Genomic DNA, 13,767 nt, shown 5'->3' with positions numbered 1-13,767 from the left:
TACTTAAACACAACTTCACTTAGTAAGCATCTACGCCATAACTCCCGGCACTAACGTATAGATTGGGAAATTATTTTCTACATTTCAGGCATCGGGCAGATTATCGAACGAATTGCAATCGTTAATAGGCTTCTTCAAATTTTACCATTTCAGGATGTTCTTTTAAACGTCGACATTCCGGATGCAATCCGCACGCGCGCCGGCTTGGTACCGGCTGGACGATTGACTTTCGGAGCGGAGTCCTCTTATAAGCCGCGCACGTTCAGCTCCAGCAGGCTCGCGCGTACGCAGCCTATTGCGCCGGACGTTTCCGAAACGCTCTTGCTTTTTTAAAGCAAACTCAAGAAGGGCCGCACACCGCGGTATCAAAAAAATGAAGCGTACCTATCAACCGTCCAAGCTTGTTCGCAAGCGTCGTCACGGCTTCCGTGCCCGCATGGCTACCGCCGGCGGCCGCAAGGTTCTTTCCGCCCGCCGCGCACGTGGCCGCAAGCGTCTCTCGGCTTAAGGCCGGGCAAGCCCGACAAGTATCCGGGCGATGACGAACGAGAAAAATGCGAAAAAGGCTGTCGGGCGGCTGAAAAGCCGGCCGCAGTTTCTTGCTGTCCGGGAGGGAGAAAGCCGCAGGGGCCGTACTTTCCTTCTGGAGGTTCTTGACCGCAAGGCGCCCGAAGAGGCGCCGCGTGTCGGGTTCACCGTTACGAAGAAACACGGCAACGCGGTGGAACGCAACCGCATGCGGCGACGCCTCAAAGAGGCGGTGAGGCAATCTGCCGGGTTTGCAATGAAGGCCGGACACGACTATGTCATTGTCGCGCGCCGCGAGGTGCTGAAGACACCCTTCGCCGAACTGACGGCCCAGCTTGCCGAGCGCATCGAAGCACGGCCGAAACCGAAGCGGTCCGAGGAGACCCGTTCCAGGAAAGCATGATGGAAAAAAACCGCAACTACTTCATCGCGATCGCGCTTTCGGTGGCGATCGTCCTTGCCTGGCAGTTCTTCTACATGGGCCCCCGGTTGGAAGCCCAGCGGCGCGCCGAAGAGGCCGCACGCGCCCAACAGCAGCAGACGCAGACGATCACGCCGGAAAGCCCCGGCGCCACGGTCAGCGGCGCGCTTCCGGGACAGGCGCAGGCCCAGGCCAACGCAACCCGCGATCAGGCTCTTGCGAAGACGCCCCGCATCGAAATCGATACGCCGGCCCTTTCCGGCTCCATCAATCTCGCCGGCGCCCGTTTCGACGATCTGAAGCTGCGCGAATATCATGAGACGGTCGACGACTCGAGCCCGATCATCACCCTCTTCTCCCCGGCCGACACCCGCGACGGCTATTTCACCGAAATCGGCTATATTCAGAGCGAGGCCTCCGGCGCCGTGCCCGGTCCGGCCACGCAGTGGACGCTCACCAGCGGCGAGAAGCTGACGCACGGGACGCCGGTAACGCTGACCTTCACCAACGAGAAGGGCATCACGTTCACCCGCACCATCTCGGTCGACGACCATTACATGATCACTGTCGCCGACAAGGTCGACAACGTCACCGGCGAGCCGGTATCGCTCGCGACCTACGGCCGCGTCATCCGCTATAACAAGCCGGCGACGCCCTCCGTCTATGTCATCCACGAAGGCTTCCTCGGCGTGATCGGCCAGGATACCGGCCTCGTGGAAGAGAGCTATCACAACATCGAGGAAGCTGCAGTCACCAACCCGAAGGCGACCACCGGATGGCTCGGCATTACCGACAAATACTGGGCCGCCGCGATCGTTCCGCCGCAGGCTCTGGCATATGAATCACGCTTCTCGCATTTCACCGACGGCCAGCCGCGCTATCAGGCGGACTACAAGACTGATGCGTTGACCATCCAGCCCGGCCAGTCCGCCGAGCTCAAGAACCTGATCTTCGCGGGCGCCAAGGAAGTGCCGCTCGTCGATCGCTACGAGGCGGAATATTCCATTCCGCGCTTCGACCTCCTGATCGACTGGGGCTGGTTCTACTTCATCACCAAGCCGATGTTCAAACTGATGGACTTCTTCTTCCGTCATGTGGGCAATTTCGGCCTCGCGATCCTGCTCACCACCATCGTGGTGAAGGCGATCTTCTTCCCGCTCGCCAGCAAGCAGTATGCCTCCATGGCCAACATGAAGCGCGTGCAGCCGAAGATGGAGGAGCTGAAGGCCAAGCATGGCGACGACCGCATGGCCATGCAGCAGGCCATGATGCAGCTCTACAAGGAAGAGAAGATCAACCCGATCGCTGGCTGCTGGCCGGTACTGTTGCAGATCCCGGTCTTCTTCGCGCTCTACAAGGTCATCTACGTCACCATCGAGATGCGGCACGCGCCCTTCTTCGGCTGGATTCAGGATCTTTCCGCGCCCGATCCGACCTCGCTCTTCAACCTGTTCGGCCTGCTTCCCTACGACGTGCCGCACTTCCTCATGATCGGCGTGTGGCCGATCATCATGGGCATCACGATGTTCCTGCAGATGCGCATGAACCCGACGCCGCCGGACCCGACCCAGGCAATGATCTTCACCTGGATGCCGCTGATCTTCACCTTCATGCTGGCGACCTTCCCGGCCGGTCTCGTCATCTACTGGGCGTGGAACAACACGCTGTCGATCATGCAGCAGGCGGCCATCATGAAGCGCCACGGCGCCAAGATCGAGCTCTTCGACAATCTGAAGGGCGTCTTCCGACGAAAACCGGAACCGACCAAATAAGCACGGAAAGCCCCGCTTCGGCGGGGTTTTTCTTTTGCGCGATCCCTCGCGTGCTTGACTTTGTCGGCCAAAATACGGAAGCCGTGTCCTACACGGACAGACAAGCGACAGACAGGTGGCACCGATGCCGGCAGAAGACATGAATAACGACAGGCCGCTTTTCGGACGCCCCTGGATCTTCATCCGCGGCGTGCCGTCGATGAAATTCCTGCCGCCGGAAGGGCCGCTGGAAGTGGCTTTCGCCGGCCGTTCGAATGTCGGCAAGTCATCGCTGATCAACGCGCTGGTCGGCCGGAAGGGGCTTGCCCGCACCTCCAACACGCCCGGCCGCACCCAGGAGCTCAACTATTTCGTGCCGGAGGGCTATTCCGGCGAAGGCGGCGACCTGCCGCCGATGGCGATTGTCGACATGCCCGGCTACGGCTATGCGCAGGCGCCGAAGGAACAGGTCGACACCTGGACGAAGCTCGTCTTCGACTATCTGCGCGGCCGCGCGACGCTGAAGCGCGTCTATGTGCTGATCGACAGCCGCCACGGCGTCAAGAAGAACGATGAGGAAGTGCTCGACCTGCTCGACAAGGCCGCCGTCTCCTACCAGATCGTGCTCACCAAGACCGACAAGATCAAGGAAGCGGGCGTCGACAGGCTGATTTCCGAAACGACGGAAAAGATCCGCAAGCGGCCCGCGGCCTATCCTTTCGTGCTCGCCACCTCTTCCGAAAAGGGCAAGGGGCTCGACGACCTGCGCCAGGCGATCTCCGAAACCGTGGGCCAGCCGGTCTGACGACCTAAAGCGCTTCGCAAACTTTCAGATTTGCTTCCTCCGCTTGGCCCATGTCGTTATCGCAAAACCGCTTCACACTTTTGCGCGACATGCTTTACGCCGAGAGCGTGGTCAACAGCGCGGCAAGCGAGATGAGCGCCACCGAGCGCCACAGGAAAAGCGACCCCCAGATCTGAGCCGCCAACTGGCGGAAGGAACCTCTATAAAGCCGTCGCGAAGGCGGATGAAGGAACGACTGCGAAATCGCGGGCGGCAGGCGCTCCAGCGGGTAATCCTCCTCCAGAGTGGCGAGGTTACGCTGCCACTGGATCACCATCTGCGCAAAGCCGCGATCGCGGCCGATGCGCTCCTCGACGACCCTTCGCGCTTCCGGCGAAAGGACGCCCAGCACATATTCCCCCGCCAATAGCTGATCGCGCGAGCGGTCTCCCCTGCTTTGCTTCGGTAACGTCATCTCCGGGTCTTCTCCTCTCAACCCTTCGCAGTTTCTATCGGACCACGCTTTTTCTCCGATGTCACTTCAAAATGAACTTTACAGCCCAAGAGGCCGAAAGTTGAAGCGAGCATTGTTTCCTCCGTCAAAAACATGCGTTACAAGGCCCCACTTACTCTTGAGGGGTCTTCGATGAGCGGTACCGACGGCGAGCTTCAGGCAAAACTTCTGGCGCAGGCGCTGCCCTATATGCAGCGATATGAAAACAAGACGATCGTCGTGAAGTATGGCGGCCATGCCATGGGCGACGCGGAACTCGGCAAGGCTTTCGCTGCCGATATCGCACTCCTCAAGCAATCGGGCGTCAACCCCATCGTCGTCCATGGCGGCGGACCGCAGATCGGCGCGATGCTGACCAAGATGGGTATCGAATCCAAATTCGAGGGCGGCCTGCGCGTCACGGACCGCAAGACGGTCGAGATCGTCGAAATGGTGCTCGCCGGCTCGATCAACAAGGAGATCGTCGCGCTCATCAACCAGACCGGCGAATGGGCGATCGGCCTTTGCGGCAAGGACGGAAACATGGTCTTCGCCGAGAAGGCGAAGAAGACCGTGGTCGATCCCGACAGCAATATCGAGCGCGTGCTGGACCTCGGCTATGTCGGCGAGGTGGTCGAAGTCGACCGCACCCTGCTCGACCTTCTCGCGAAATCCGAGATGATCCCGGTCATTGCGCCGGTGGCGCCCGGCCGCGACGGCGCGACCTACAACATCAATGCCGATACCTTTGCCGGCGCGATCGCCGGCGCGCTCAACGCCACCCGTCTCCTCTTCCTCACCGATGTTCCCGGCGTTCTCGACAAGAACAAGGAACTCATCAAGGAACTGACGGTGGCGCAGGCGCAGGCGCTGATCAAGGACGGCACGATCTCCGGCGGCATGATCCCCAAGGTCGAGACCTGTATCGACGCGATCAAGGCCGGCGTTCAGGGCGTCGTCATCCTGAACGGCAAGACCCCCCACTCCGTGCTGCTCGAAATCTTCACCGAGCGCGGGGCCGGAACGCTGATCGTTCCCTAATGCCGAGCAGGATCAGCCGGCGGCGGCATAGACCGCCGCGGCATCCTCTTTCAGCCTGGCCATCATCGCCCTGTAAGGGCCGGGACCATAGCTCACGCGGGCGACGCCAAGCTCGCCGAGCCGCTTCGGGGCCGGAACGCCCGGCATCATCATGATGTTCACCGGCAGGGCCACGGCCTCGCAAAGTCTGCGGATCAGCTCCTCATCCGCCAGCGCGGGCGCGAAGAAGCCGCTTGCACCGGCCTCGGCAAAGGCTTTCGCCCGTTCGACCGCCTCCTCCAGCAAGGCCGTATGCCTGCCGCGATCGCTTTCCTTCAGGAAAAGGTCCGTGCGGGCGTTGATGAAGAATGGGATGCCTTGCCGTTCGGCACGCGCCCGGATGGCGCGGATGCGCTCGGCCTGTTTTTCGACGGGGTAGATGCCGCTGCCGCCGACCACCTGGTCCTCGAAGTTGATGCCGATCGCGCCGGCCTCGATGACCTTCGCGACGTTATCGGCGAGTGCGGCCGGATCTTCCGTATAGCCACCCTCGAAATCAACGGAGAGAGGCAGATCAACCGCCACCGTGATCTCGCGAACCGTGGCGAGCAGGGCGTCGAACGGCAGATTCTCTCCGTCGGCATAGCCGTGGGCGGCTGCGACCGACCAGCTTCCGGTCGCAAGCGCGCTTGCGCCTGCCTCCGCCACGGCCTTCGCCGTTCCCGCATCCCAGATGTTATAGAGAATGACGGGATTTCCCTTCCGGTGAAGTGCGCCGAAAGCTTCCGCCCTGCCGTTCTGGTCCATTGCCTCTTCCTCCCTGGCCAAATGCCGCTCCTGTAGCTCATCGCGAAAACCGTTGCCGCCGTAAATCGGGCACCGATCTTCAAATGGCTACACCCGCACAGTCACCAGAACAACAGGCCCAAAATGCCGCAGACGATCAGCAGGCAGCCGAGCACTTCCATGCGGTTCACCCGCTCGTGGAAAAGGAAGAAGGACGCCATGAAGGTGAAGACGAGCTCGATCTGGCCAAGCGCCCTGACATAGGCGACCTGCTGCAGGGTCATGGCCGTGAACCAGCAGGCCGAACCCAGCACTCCGGCAAGGCCCACCAGCGCCGAAGAACGCCAGGAACGCACCACCTGCACGATCTCGTTTCTGTCCTTCGATATCATCCAGATCAGCATGAAGACGGTCTGGAACGTGGTGACGCAGGCAAGCGTCACGGCGGCCTCCATGACCGGCCCCGGCCCGCCGAGCGAAAGGGCAGCAGTCCGGTATGAGACTGCCGAAATTCCGAAGACGGCGCCGGAAGCGATCCCGATCAGCGCCGTGCGGCTGGTCAGCGCCGATACGGTGTTTCGCACCGAGAGCGGCATTCGCGCCATCGAAATCATCATCACGCCGATGACGCCGACCATGATCGCGGCGATCGAGCCGGGCGTCAGCCGTTCCCCGAGAAGGATGAAGCCGAAGAGCGCGGCCTGCACCGGTTCCGTCTTGGAATAGGCCGTCCCGACCGCGAAATTCCGAAGCGAGAAGAGATGCACCAGCATGATGGTGGCATAGATCTGCGAAAGCCCGCCGATCACACACCAGAAGGCGAAGGTCCAGTTGAACGCGGGAAACGGGTAGCCGAAGCCATAGCGCAGCAGGAGAACATAGAGGATCGCCACCGGAAAGCCGTAGCCGAAGCGCACGAAGCTCGCGCCCCGCGTACCGAGCGAACCCTGCAGGTGCTTCTGCAGCGCGGAGCGCAGGTTCTGCAGGAAGGCGGCCGCGATGGTGATAGGGATCCAGAGTTCCATATTGCGGCGATATCACCAGGTCCGGGATATCGCCAAGGCCGGTTTCCGGTAAAATCGACTTCCCCTTTTCTTTGGCCACGGCGCGGTGCATAACCGCCCCATGGAAAAGAGCCCCAGGACCGCCCCCGACACCCGAGACTTCGCCCATATCAAGGACTGGGTCTTCGATCTCGACAACACGCTCTACCCGCACCGGGTCAACCTCTTCGCGCAGATCGACAAGAACATGACGGCCTACGTCTCGGAGCTGCTGCAGCTCGATCCGGTCGAGGCGAGAGCGCTGCAGAAGCGCTATTATCATGAGCACGGCACGACGCTTCAAGGCCTGATGCTTCATTACGGCATAGATCCGAACACCTTCCTGGAACGGGCGCATGCGATCGACTATTCGGCGCTTCTGCCGCATCCGGAGCTCGGCGAGGCGATCAAGGCGCTCCCCGGCCGCAAGTTCATCTTCACGAACGGCAGCGTGAAACATGCCGAAGCCGCGGCGGGTGCGCTCGGCATTCTCGACAATTTCGACGACATCTTCGATATCGTGGCGGCCGATTACGTGCCGAAACCCGCGGGCGCGACCTATGACAAGTTCGCAAGCCTTCACCGGGTCGATACGAAGAACGCCGCCATGTTCGAGGATCTTCCGCGCAATCTCGAAGTTCCGAAAGCGCTCGGCATGCGCACCATCCTGCTGGTGCCCCGCAATCTCGATGAAGTGCTGATGGAGCGCTGGGAAGTGCTTTCCGACGAGGACGATCACATCGACTACGTGACCGATGACCTTGCCGGCTTTCTTTCCGGGCTCAGGTTCGATTGAGCCAATCTTACGGAAAATTCATCCACATTACGGATGTTTAAGTGGTTCTGACCGCCGGCCGGCCGTAGCTTCAAGCTATCGAAGGCAATCGGAAAAGGACCCTCTCCATGACCTCCAAGAAGATCGTCCTGGCCACTCTCGCGACAGCCCTGGTCGCGACGGCCGCCGTGCCCGCCCTTGCCGCACCCGGTTTCCACCGCCCGGGAGAGCGCGGCGTCATGCGCGAGCTGACGTTCGTACGGCTTCTCAAGACCGCCGATACGAACAAGGACGGCAAAATATCCAAGGAAGAGGTAACGGCGCGCCAGGATGCGCTCTTTACCCAAATCGACGCCAACAAGGACGACATTCTCACTCCCGGCGAGCTGCGCACCTTCCGCAAGGCCAGCATCGAGGAATTCCGCAAGAACAATCCGCGCCCGGAACGCGCCGAAAACCGCGAGGAACGCCGCGAACAGCGGATGGCCGAACGCGACGGCGACGATCGGCGGGATCGTGGCCCCGGCTGGCATCGTGGCGAAATGCGCCATGGCGGCCCGATGATGGGCCTGCGTCTCGTGCGCATGGCGGACAGCGACGAGAACGGCCAGTTCAGCAAGGCGGAGGTATCCGCCGCCGTGGACAAGCTCTTTGCGCGCATGGACCGCAACAAGGATGGCGCAATCACGATCGACGACATGCCGGACCGCCCCCTCTAGTCTCCGCCCCCCGCAGGACTAGCTTCGGCATCGTCGAAAGAAACCCGCCTCCCAAGGAGGCGGGTTTCTTGATTTTCGGCCTTGTTCAGTGCTCGTAGAACTCGGAAATGATCTTCCAGGCCTCGTCGGCCGTCTCCACGAAGCTTATGAGATCGAGATCACCCGGCGCGATCGTGCCGAATTCGGCAAGCGCCTCGAAATTGATGATCCCGCGCCAGAACTTCTCGCTGAAGAGGATCAGCGGGATGCGCTCCATCCGTTTGGTCTGGATCAGCGTCAGCGCCTCGAACATCTCGTCGAGCGTGCCGAACCCGCCAGGGAACACCGCGACCGCCTTCGCGCGCATCATGAAGTGCATCTTGCGGATCGCGAAATAGTGGAAATTGAAGCTCAGCTCCGGCGTCACGAACGGGTTCGGCGCCTGCTCGTGCGGCAGCATGATGTTGAGGCCGATGGTGGGTGCGCCGACCTCGGTGGCGCCACGGTTGCCCGCTTCCATGACCCCCGGCCCGCCGCCGGTGACGACGACATACTCCTGGTGATTGTAGCGCGCCGACTGCTCGCCGCAGAGAGCGGCGAATTTCCGCGCCTCCTCGTAATAGACCGACGCCGCCTGCAGGTTGTTGCGCTGGACCTCGTTATGCGCCGCCCAGGGAGCCTGGCCAGGTGCCGGAATGCGCGCACCGCCGAACAGCACGACCGTCGACTTGATGCCGCGCTCGGTCAGTATCGTTTCCGCCTTCAAGAGCTCGAGCTGCAGCCGCACGGGCCGCAATTCCTCGCTGCAAAGGAAATCGTCATCGGTATAGGCAAGGCGGTAGGAGGGCGATTCGGTCTGGGGCGTCCTCGGCTGGACCGCGGCGGCGCGCTTATCGGCTGAACTGTCCTTCAGCGGGTCCCAGATGCCGTCCTTGCGCCTCGGCCCGTTGTTCTTCACCTTCACCATTTCCTGCTCCTCGCATTCGCTGGTCGTCAAATCACATTGACGCCCGAGTGAGGGTCGCTTAGAGCAAATGATGCCATTTGGCCAGTTGAAGAGACCCTCCCACCATCACGATAGCGAGTGACGTTTAAGGATTTCCCATGAGCAGCACGGATCTCTCCTCCCTCGAAAAGACGATCGAGGCAGCCTTCGAAAACCGAGACAGCGTGACCGTCTCCACGAAAGGCGAGGTCCGCGACGCGGTTGAAACCGCGCTCAAGCTTCTCGACGGCGGCGAAGTCCGCGTCGCCAGCCGCGGGGATGACGGCAACTGGACCGTGCATCAGTGGCTGAAGAAGGCCGTGCTCCTCTCCTTCCGCCTCAACGATATGGAAGTCGTCAAGGGCGGGCCGGGCAACGCCACCTGGTGGGACAAGGTGCCCTCGAAGTTCGAGAACTGGGGCGAGAACCAGTTCCGCGCCGCCGGCTTCCGCGCCGTGCCGAACGCCGTCGTCCGCCACTCGGCCTATATCGCGCCGAACGCCATCCTGATGCCCTCCTTCGTCAACCTCGGCGCTTATGTGGGCGAAGGCACGATGGTCGACACCTGGGCAACCGTCGGCTCCTGCGCGCAGATCGGCAAGCATGTGCATCTTTCCGGCGGCGTCGGCATCGGCGGCGTGCTGGAGCCCATGCAGGCCGGCCCGACCATCATCGAGGACAATTGCTTCATCGGCGCCCGCTCCGAAGTGGTGGAAGGCTGCATCGTCCGCGAGGGCTCGGTGCTCGGCATGGGCGTCTTCATCGGCAAGTCGACCAAGATCGTCGATCGCGCCACCGGCGAGATCACCTATGGCGAAGTGCCCCCCTACTCCGTCGTCGTCGCCGGCTCGCTGCCGGGCAAGCCGTTCCCGAACGGCGAACCCGGCCCCGGCCTCTACTGCGCCGTGATCGTCAAGCGTGTCGACGAGAAGACCCGCTCCAAGACCGGCATCAACGAACTTCTTCGCGATTGACCGTTTGAAATGTCCGTCTCCGATCCCGTCGCCAACCTGCAAACCCTCATCCGCTGCCCTTCGGTGACGCCCGCCGAAGGCGGCGCGCTGACGGCCCTGCAAGCAATGCTGGAGCCGCTCGGCTTCAGGGTTGAGCGAATGGTGGCGAGCGAACCCGGCATGGCGGACGTTGAAAACCTCTATGCCCGGATCGGCACGGGGGGACCGCACCTGATGTTCGCCGGCCATACGGACGTGGTGCCGCCGGGCGACGAGGCCTCCTGGAGTCATCCGCCCTTCGCCGCCGAGATCGCCGGCGGCGAAATGTTCGGCCGCGGAGCCGTGGACATGAAGGGCGGCATCGCCTGCTTCGTCGCCGCTGTCGCAAGGCATATCGAAAAGCACGGCCCGCCGAAGGGCTCGATCTCCTTCCTCATCACCGGCGACGAGGAAGGCCCCTCGGTCAACGGCACGGAAAAGCTCCTGAAATGGGCCGCGGCAAAGGGCGAAAGCTGGGACGCCTGCCTGGTCGGCGAGCCCACCAATCCGGACCTCATCGGCGACATGATCAAGATCGGCCGGCGCGGCTCGCTTTCCGGCAAGGTCATCGTTTCCGGCGTGCAGGGCCATGCGGCCTATCCGCATCTCGCCGACAATCCGCTGCGCGGCTTGCTGCCGCTCGCCCATGCGCTGATGGACCCGCCCTTCGACGGGGGCACGGCCGATTTTCCGCCGTCCAATCTCGAGGTGACGTCGATCGACACGGGCAATCCGGCCACCAACGTCATTCCGGCAAAGGCAAGCTTCGCCTTCAACATCCGCTTCAACGATACTTGGAGCGCCGAGACGCTGCAGGCGGAAATCATGCGCCGCCTCGATGCCGCGGCCGCCGACGCAACGCTCAGGCCGGACCGGGAACCCACCGGATACCATATCGCCTGGGGCGAGCGCCCGAGCCATGTCTTCCTGACGCGCAACAATGCGCTGATCGCCTCGCTTTCGGAAGCGGTCGAGACAGTCACCGGGCGCACGCCCAAGCTTTCGACAACCGGCGGCACCTCGGATGCCCGGTTCATCAAGGACTTCTGCCCGGTCGTCGAATTCGGGCTCGTCGGGCAGACGATGCACATGGTCGACGAACGCGTGGCGGTTGCCGATCTCGATACGCTGACACAGATTTACGGCACCTTCATCACCCGCTGGTTCGAGAATGCCCACCTATAGCGAAGTCAGGCTCTATCTCGACGGATTGTGGCTGCTCGTACGCGGGGACCCGCAGGGCTTCCGCTTCCTCGATATCTCGGATCGCGGCGTCATGCGGTCCTTCTGGGCGATCCTCTGGTGCCTGCCCGCCAGCGCGCTTTCCTGGTTCTGGTGGCGATCGCTCTATCTCGATGGCATGCCGGCAGGCACGCGCCTCGGCGGCATGTTCTTTTTCCGGCTGGCTATGCTGGAAGTCTTCAACTGGTTCGTGCCGCTCATCCTGGCCGCGGTCCTCTGCCTGATGCTCGGCATCCAGCGCCGTTTCCCGGCAATCGTCGTCACGGTGAACTGGCTGTCGGTTCCCTTCGCCTATGCCTATGGCCTGCTCAGCCTCTGCGTGATGCTGCTGCCGGGCCTCAAGGGCGGCCTTGCGGTCATCTGGCTCGTGCTGATGCTGGCCCTGATCGTCTCGATCTCGCGCATTCTCCGGATGATCTGCGGCCCCCAGCCACTGATGGTGGCCGCGCTCGCAACGGCGCTCATCGTGCCCGCCATGCTGATCTCGGATATCCTGGAGCGCTTCCTGGGCGTCTATCCTTTTTAGTGCCTAGACACCCTCGGGATAATCGACCTTCACGAAATAGAGGCCTTCCGGCGGAGCGACCGGACCGCATTCCTTGCGATCGCGGGCTTCGAGCGCGGCGCGCACATCTTCCGGCGTCATCTTGCCGTCGCCCGCGAGCTTCAGCGTGCCAGCGAAAGAGCGGATCTGGTTGTGCAGGAAGCTCTGGGCGGTCGCACGAATCTCCACGAGATCGCCGGTTCGCGTCACATCCAGCCGGTCGAGCGTGCGTACCGGGCTCGTCGCCTGGCAATGGACGGAGCGGAAGGTGGTGAAATCGTGATGGCCGACCAGCATCTGGGCGGCGGCATGCATCGCCTCGTGGTCCAGATCCTTCGGCACCCACCAGGCACGGTTCGCTTCCAGCGCAAGCGGCGACGGACGGTTGAGGATACGGTAGAGATAATGCCGGCGGATCGCGGAAAAACGGGCGTCGAAATCGTCGCCCACCGCCTGCACCTCGAGCACCGAAACCTTCTCGCGGGCCATCATCAGATGCGCATTGAGCGCATTGCGCAACTTGTAGGGCGCCCATTGCCGCGAGAGATCGACATGGATCACCTGCCCCAGCGCATGGACGCCGGAATCGGTTCGTCCGGCGCCCCTGATAGAGACCCTCTCGCCGGTAAGCGAGAGAACGCCGCCCTCGAGTGCAGCCTGCACGGAATGGCCGTTTTCCTGCCGCTGCCAGCCGACATAGGAAGTGCCGTCATATTCGACGGACATGCGATAGCGCGGCATCAGGAAAGCCTCGTGCCGCGAGCGAGCGGCGTGCCGCGCAGGAAATCCTCCGCGGGCAGCGGCTTGCCGCCGGCCTTCTGCAGCTTCCTGAGCCGCACGGCGCCCTCGCCGCATGCAACGGTCAGGGCATCGTCCAGAACCTCGCCCGAAGGCCCCTGCCCCTCTGCCCGCTCGGATGCCAGCACCTTGATGCGCTCCGGCTTTCCGCCGATCTCGGCCTCGAACCACGCACCCGGAAAAGGCGACAGGCCACGGATATGATTGTGAACCTCGCCGGCAGGCTTCGAAAAATCGATCCGCGTCTCGCCCTTGTCGATCTTGGCGGCATAGAGCACGCCTTCTTCGGCTTGCGGCGTCAGTGGCAGATCGTCCGCTTCAAGCTTCTCCATCGCCTCCGCCATCGCCTTTGCACCGGCCAGCATCAGCTTGTCGTGCAGTTCTCCGGCGGTCATGTTCTCATCGATTTCGACCTCGCGGGTGAGAGCGACCGGGCCGGTATCCAGGCCCTTTTCCATCTTCATCACCATCATGCCGGTCTTCTCGTCACCGGCCATGATCGCGCGCTGGATCGGGGCCGCACCCCGCCAGCGCGGCAAAAGCGAGGCGTGACCGTTATAGCAGCCGAGCCGCGTGCCGGTGAGGATCGCCTCGGGCAGCAGGAGGCCATAGGCCACCACGACCGCCACGTCGGCATTCAGCGCACGGAATTTCTCCCGCTCCTCCGGCTCCTTGAAGTTCACCGGCGTGAAAACCGGAATGCCGAGCAATTCTGCCGCCTGGTGGACAGGCGATTTCGTGAGATCGAGCCCCCGCCGGCCGGCCGGCCGCGGCGGCTGCGTATAGACCGCCACGATCTCGTGCCCGGCTTCCTTCAGCGCCCGAAGCGTGGGCACGGAAAATTCCGGCGTACCCATGAAGATGATGCGAAGAGACATTCCAGCGCTCCCGCGAAACGTATGGCTTT

The 13,767-nt window shown here is 62.4% G+C and carries 16 protein-coding genes; 10 read left to right on the top strand and 6 right to left on the bottom strand.

Features of this window, described 5'->3' with window-relative positions; all coding sequences use genetic code 11:
• Positions 1 to 373 precede the first annotated feature (373 nt).
• The 4 genes from rpmH to yihA all read left to right on the top strand — a co-directional run bounded on the left by rpmH (position 374) and on the right by yihA (position 3,505).
• The gene (rpmH, locus tag YH62_RS10470; protein ID WP_046794124.1) at positions 374 to 508 is read left to right on the top strand and encodes a 50S ribosomal protein L34; all 135 of its coding nucleotides are present in this window, start codon (positions 374 to 376) and stop codon (positions 506 to 508) included.
• 30 nt (positions 509 to 538) lie between these two features.
• Positions 539 to 931 carry a ribonuclease P protein component gene (rnpA, locus tag YH62_RS10465; RefSeq protein ID WP_046794123.1) on the top strand — a complete coding sequence of 131 codons (393 nt, stop codon included), beginning with the start codon at positions 539 to 541 and terminating at the stop codon, positions 929 to 931.
• A complete protein-coding gene (gene yidC, locus YH62_RS10460; RefSeq protein ID WP_046794122.1) occupies positions 931 to 2,721 on the top strand; it encodes a membrane protein insertase YidC in 1,791 nt (596 codons plus the stop codon). Before rnpA ends, yidC begins: the two co-directional genes overlap by 1 nt.
• Positions 2,722 to 2,860: 139 nt before the next feature.
• On the top strand, positions 2,861 to 3,505 hold the full coding sequence (gene yihA / locus YH62_RS10455; RefSeq protein ID WP_137326726.1) for a ribosome biogenesis GTP-binding protein YihA/YsxC: 645 nt from the start codon (positions 2,861 to 2,863) through the stop codon (positions 3,503 to 3,505).
• Positions 3,506 to 3,599: 94 nt separating this feature from the next.
• On the opposite strand, the gene YH62_RS10450 is transcribed toward yihA, so the two are convergent.
• A complete protein-coding gene (locus YH62_RS10450; RefSeq protein WP_046794339.1) occupies positions 3,600 to 3,959 on the bottom strand; it encodes a hypothetical protein in 360 nt (119 codons plus the stop codon).
• Between the two features lie 171 nt (positions 3,960 to 4,130).
• Between YH62_RS10450 and argB the strand changes: the two genes are divergently transcribed.
• Positions 4,131 to 5,018, top strand: a complete 888-nt coding sequence (gene argB / locus YH62_RS10445; protein WP_046794121.1) for an acetylglutamate kinase — start codon at positions 4,131 to 4,133, stop codon at positions 5,016 to 5,018.
• A gap of 12 nt (positions 5,019 to 5,030) precedes the next feature.
• Here the strand turns inward: argB and YH62_RS10440 are convergent, their stop codons facing one another.
• Both YH62_RS10440 and YH62_RS10435 read right to left on the bottom strand, forming a co-directional pair.
• On the bottom strand, positions 5,031 to 5,804 hold the full coding sequence (locus tag YH62_RS10440; RefSeq protein ID WP_046794120.1) for an isocitrate lyase/phosphoenolpyruvate mutase family protein: 774 nt from the start codon (positions 5,802 to 5,804) through the stop codon (positions 5,031 to 5,033).
• A gap of 101 nt (positions 5,805 to 5,905) precedes the next feature.
• The gene (locus YH62_RS10435) at positions 5,906 to 6,808 is read right to left on the bottom strand and encodes an EamA family transporter (protein ID WP_046794119.1); all 903 of its coding nucleotides are present in this window, start codon (positions 6,806 to 6,808) and stop codon (positions 5,906 to 5,908) included.
• A gap of 100 nt (positions 6,809 to 6,908) precedes the next feature.
• Here YH62_RS10435 and YH62_RS10430 point away from each other — a divergent pair, with 100 nt between their 5' ends.
• Positions 6,909 to 7,622, top strand: coding sequence for a pyrimidine 5'-nucleotidase (locus YH62_RS10430; RefSeq protein WP_046794118.1), 714 nt, complete (start codon positions 6,909 to 6,911; stop codon positions 7,620 to 7,622).
• 107 nt (positions 7,623 to 7,729) lie between these two features.
• Entirely contained in the window at positions 7,730 to 8,320 is a 591-nt protein-coding gene (locus tag YH62_RS10425; RefSeq protein WP_046794117.1) for an EF-hand domain-containing protein, read from the top strand.
• A gap of 85 nt (positions 8,321 to 8,405) precedes the next feature.
• Here the strand turns inward: YH62_RS10425 and YH62_RS10420 are convergent, their stop codons facing one another.
• The gene (locus tag YH62_RS10420; protein ID WP_046794116.1) at positions 8,406 to 9,266 is read right to left on the bottom strand and encodes an LOG family protein; all 861 of its coding nucleotides are present in this window, start codon (positions 9,264 to 9,266) and stop codon (positions 8,406 to 8,408) included.
• Positions 9,267 to 9,403: 137 nt separating this feature from the next.
• Here YH62_RS10420 and dapD point away from each other — a divergent pair, with 137 nt between their 5' ends.
• From dapD to YH62_RS10405, 3 genes are read left to right on the top strand one after another with little or no spacing between them, the layout of a single operon-like run.
• Positions 9,404 to 10,258 carry a 2,3,4,5-tetrahydropyridine-2,6-dicarboxylate N-succinyltransferase gene (gene dapD, locus YH62_RS10415; protein WP_046794115.1) on the top strand — a complete coding sequence of 285 codons (855 nt, stop codon included), beginning with the start codon at positions 9,404 to 9,406 and terminating at the stop codon, positions 10,256 to 10,258.
• A 9-nt stretch (positions 10,259 to 10,267) separates the two neighbouring features.
• Positions 10,268 to 11,461 carry a succinyl-diaminopimelate desuccinylase gene (dapE, locus tag YH62_RS10410; RefSeq protein ID WP_046794114.1) on the top strand — a complete coding sequence of 398 codons (1,194 nt, stop codon included), beginning with the start codon at positions 10,268 to 10,270 and terminating at the stop codon, positions 11,459 to 11,461.
• A complete protein-coding gene (locus YH62_RS10405) occupies positions 11,448 to 12,044 on the top strand; it encodes a hypothetical protein (RefSeq protein WP_046794113.1) in 597 nt (198 codons plus the stop codon). Before dapE ends, YH62_RS10405 begins: the two co-directional genes overlap by 14 nt.
• Before the next feature lie 3 nt (positions 12,045 to 12,047).
• Here the strand turns inward: YH62_RS10405 and truA are convergent, their stop codons facing one another.
• Together truA and fmt are read right to left on the bottom strand one after the other, a co-directional pair.
• Positions 12,048 to 12,803 carry a tRNA pseudouridine(38-40) synthase TruA gene (gene truA, locus YH62_RS10400; protein ID WP_046794112.1) on the bottom strand — a complete coding sequence of 252 codons (756 nt, stop codon included), beginning with the start codon at positions 12,801 to 12,803 and terminating at the stop codon, positions 12,048 to 12,050.
• A complete protein-coding gene (gene fmt / locus YH62_RS10395; RefSeq protein WP_046794111.1) occupies positions 12,803 to 13,738 on the bottom strand; it encodes a methionyl-tRNA formyltransferase in 936 nt (311 codons plus the stop codon). The genes truA and fmt overlap by 1 nt, the downstream gene beginning before the upstream one ends.
• Positions 13,739 to 13,767 lie beyond the last annotated feature (29 nt).

Source organism: Rhizobium sp. LC145 (assembly GCF_001005825.1).
Lineage (GTDB): Bacteria > Pseudomonadota > Alphaproteobacteria > Rhizobiales > Rhizobiaceae > Neorhizobium.
This window is presented reverse-complemented; position numbering and strand designations above follow the sequence as displayed.

Bases quoted from the DNA above. Each gene is read 5' to 3' on its own strand.
- rpmH (WP_046794124.1), top strand. From the start codon at position 374: ATGAAGCGTACCTATCAACCGTCCAAGCTTGTTCGCAAGCGTCGTCAC.
- rnpA (WP_046794123.1), top strand. From the start codon at position 539: ATGACGAACGAGAAAAATGCGAAAAAGGCTGTCGGGCGGCTGAAAAGC.
- yidC (WP_046794122.1), top strand. From the start codon at position 931: ATGGAAAAAAACCGCAACTACTTCATCGCGATCGCGCTTTCGGTGGCG.
- yihA (WP_137326726.1), top strand. From the start codon at position 2,861: ATGAATAACGACAGGCCGCTTTTCGGACGCCCCTGGATCTTCATCCGC.
- YH62_RS10450 (WP_046794339.1), bottom strand. From the start codon at position 3,959: ATGACGTTACCGAAGCAAAGCAGGGGAGACCGCTCGCGCGATCAGCTA.
- argB (WP_046794121.1), top strand. From the start codon at position 4,131: ATGAGCGGTACCGACGGCGAGCTTCAGGCAAAACTTCTGGCGCAGGCG.
- YH62_RS10440 (WP_046794120.1), bottom strand. From the start codon at position 5,804: ATGGACCAGAACGGCAGGGCGGAAGCTTTCGGCGCACTTCACCGGAAG.
- YH62_RS10435 (WP_046794119.1), bottom strand. From the start codon at position 6,808: ATGGAACTCTGGATCCCTATCACCATCGCGGCCGCCTTCCTGCAGAAC.
- YH62_RS10430 (WP_046794118.1), top strand. From the start codon at position 6,909: ATGGAAAAGAGCCCCAGGACCGCCCCCGACACCCGAGACTTCGCCCAT.
- YH62_RS10425 (WP_046794117.1), top strand. From the start codon at position 7,730: ATGACCTCCAAGAAGATCGTCCTGGCCACTCTCGCGACAGCCCTGGTC.
- YH62_RS10420 (WP_046794116.1), bottom strand. From the start codon at position 9,266: ATGGTGAAGGTGAAGAACAACGGGCCGAGGCGCAAGGACGGCATCTGG.
- dapD (WP_046794115.1), top strand. From the start codon at position 9,404: ATGAGCAGCACGGATCTCTCCTCCCTCGAAAAGACGATCGAGGCAGCC.
- dapE (WP_046794114.1), top strand. From the start codon at position 10,268: ATGTCCGTCTCCGATCCCGTCGCCAACCTGCAAACCCTCATCCGCTGC.
- YH62_RS10405 (WP_046794113.1), top strand. From the start codon at position 11,448: ATGCCCACCTATAGCGAAGTCAGGCTCTATCTCGACGGATTGTGGCTG.
- truA (WP_046794112.1), bottom strand. From the start codon at position 12,803: ATGCCGCGCTATCGCATGTCCGTCGAATATGACGGCACTTCCTATGTC.
- fmt (WP_046794111.1), bottom strand. From the start codon at position 13,738: ATGTCTCTTCGCATCATCTTCATGGGTACGCCGGAATTTTCCGTGCCC.